This is a genomic window from Streptomyces sp. sk2.1, assembly GCF_008120935.1.
Classification (GTDB): Bacteria; Actinomycetota; Actinomycetes; order Streptomycetales; family Streptomycetaceae; genus Streptomyces.
The window spans coordinates 1-1477 of the sequence record NZ_RDBO01000188.1 but is presented as its reverse complement, the minus strand read 5'-3'; the positions used below and the strand labels follow the sequence as shown (position 1 = coordinate 1477).

1 protein-coding gene and 1 pseudogene are annotated in these 1477 nt (G+C 72.1%); one reads left to right on the top strand and one right to left on the bottom strand.

Going from position 1 to position 1477, the window contains the following annotated elements:
* Window positions 1-55 precede the first annotated feature (55 nt).
* The gene (locus EAO76_RS42305; protein WP_262376223.1) at window positions 56-997 is read left to right on the top strand and encodes an acyltransferase domain-containing protein; all 942 of its coding nucleotides are present in this window, start codon (window positions 56-58) and stop codon (window positions 995-997) included.
* 86 nt (window positions 998-1083) lie between these two features.
* Here EAO76_RS42305 and EAO76_RS47095 read toward each other — a convergent pair.
* Window positions 1084-1425 (bottom strand): annotated as a pseudogene (locus EAO76_RS47095) (hypothetical protein); the annotation flags it as partial.
* Window positions 1426-1477: the final 52 nt, after the last annotated feature.

Sequence of the window (1477 nt, the reverse complement as noted above, 5' to 3'; positions counted from 1 at the left end):
CGTCGGTGGTGAGTTGGCGGTGTTGTTCACGGGGCAGGGCAGTCAGCGGATCGCGATGGGGCGTCAGTTGTACGGGGCGTTCCCGGTGTTCCGGGAGGCGTTCGACGAGGTGTGTGCGGCGTTGGATCCGCATCTGAGGGTGCCGTTGGCCGCGGTGGTGTTCGCTCCCGAGGACAGTGCGGACGCGGTGTTGGTGCATGAGACGGAGTTCACGCAGCCGGGGTTGTTCGCGGTGGGTGTGGCGTTGTTCCGGTTGTGGGAGTCGTGGGGTGTGGTGCCGGGTGCGGTGGTGGGGCATTCGGTGGGTGAGGTGGCGGCTGCGCATGTGGCAGGGGTACTGAGCCTGGGGGATGCGGCGCGGTTGGTGGTGGCGCGTGGGCGGTTGATGCAGGGGTGTGAGCGTGGTGGGGCGATGGCGTCGGTGGAGGCGTCGGAGTCGGAGGTGGTGGAAGTCCTGGCGGGTGTGGTGGGGCGGGTGTCGGTGGCGGGGCTGAACGGTCCGGCGCAGACGGTCGTCAGTGGTGACACGGCCGCGGTGGACGTGGTGGTGGGGCATTTCGCGGGGCTGGGGAGGCGGACGCGGCGGCTGGAGGTGTCGCACGCGTTCCACTCGCCGCACATGGACTCGATGCTGGACGCGTACCGGGAGGTCGTGGAGGGCTGTGCGTTCGGTGCTCCCGGGGTCACGGTGGTGTCGACGGTGACGGGCGGGGCGGTGTCGGCGGCGGTGAGGGCGAGGACGCCGCGCAGCGGTTCGTCGCCGAGTTCGGCGATCAGGTCGCCGATCGACGCGGCGTACGCGGCGCGGTCGGCACCGGAGTCCGTGTCCGTGCCGGTGTCGGCGGTCAGGAGGTGCGGGGAGGCGCCCGCGCCGGTCAGTGCCCCGGCCAGGTCTCCGGCGAGGTCCTGTGCGGCGGCGGGGGCGACGATCAGCCAGTGGCCGCGCGGCAGCGGCGCGGTGCGCGCCACCGGGGAGGGCTGCCAGGTCTCCTCGTAGCTCCAGTCGGCGACCTCGCCGGCCCTGTCCTGCTGTTCGCGCCAGGTGGCGAGGTAGGGCAGGAGGGTGGCCACGGCGGAGCTGTCGGTCACGCCGAGGAGTTCGGAGACGCGTTCGCTCTCTCCGCTGCCGACGGCCTGCCACAGGGCGTCGTCGACGTGCGGGCGTCCGTGGCCGGTGTTCTTCCCAGCGTTCCTCCCGGCCTTCGGTTCGATCCAGTAGTGCTTGCGTCGGAAGGCGTACGTGGGCAGGTCCACCGGCGTCCCGCCGGACAGCACCCCGTCCCAGGCGATCTCCTGCCCGGAAACATGGAGCTCACCCAACGCCCGCAGCAGGGAGCGGACCTCGTCGACCGGCTCGTCCGCGCCACGGACAGTGCGCTGCGAAGCGGTGAACACCGCCCCGCCCTCCACGCATCCCGCGCCCATCGCGGACAGCACCCCCGCCGGGCCGCACTCCAGATACCGCGACACCCCGGAC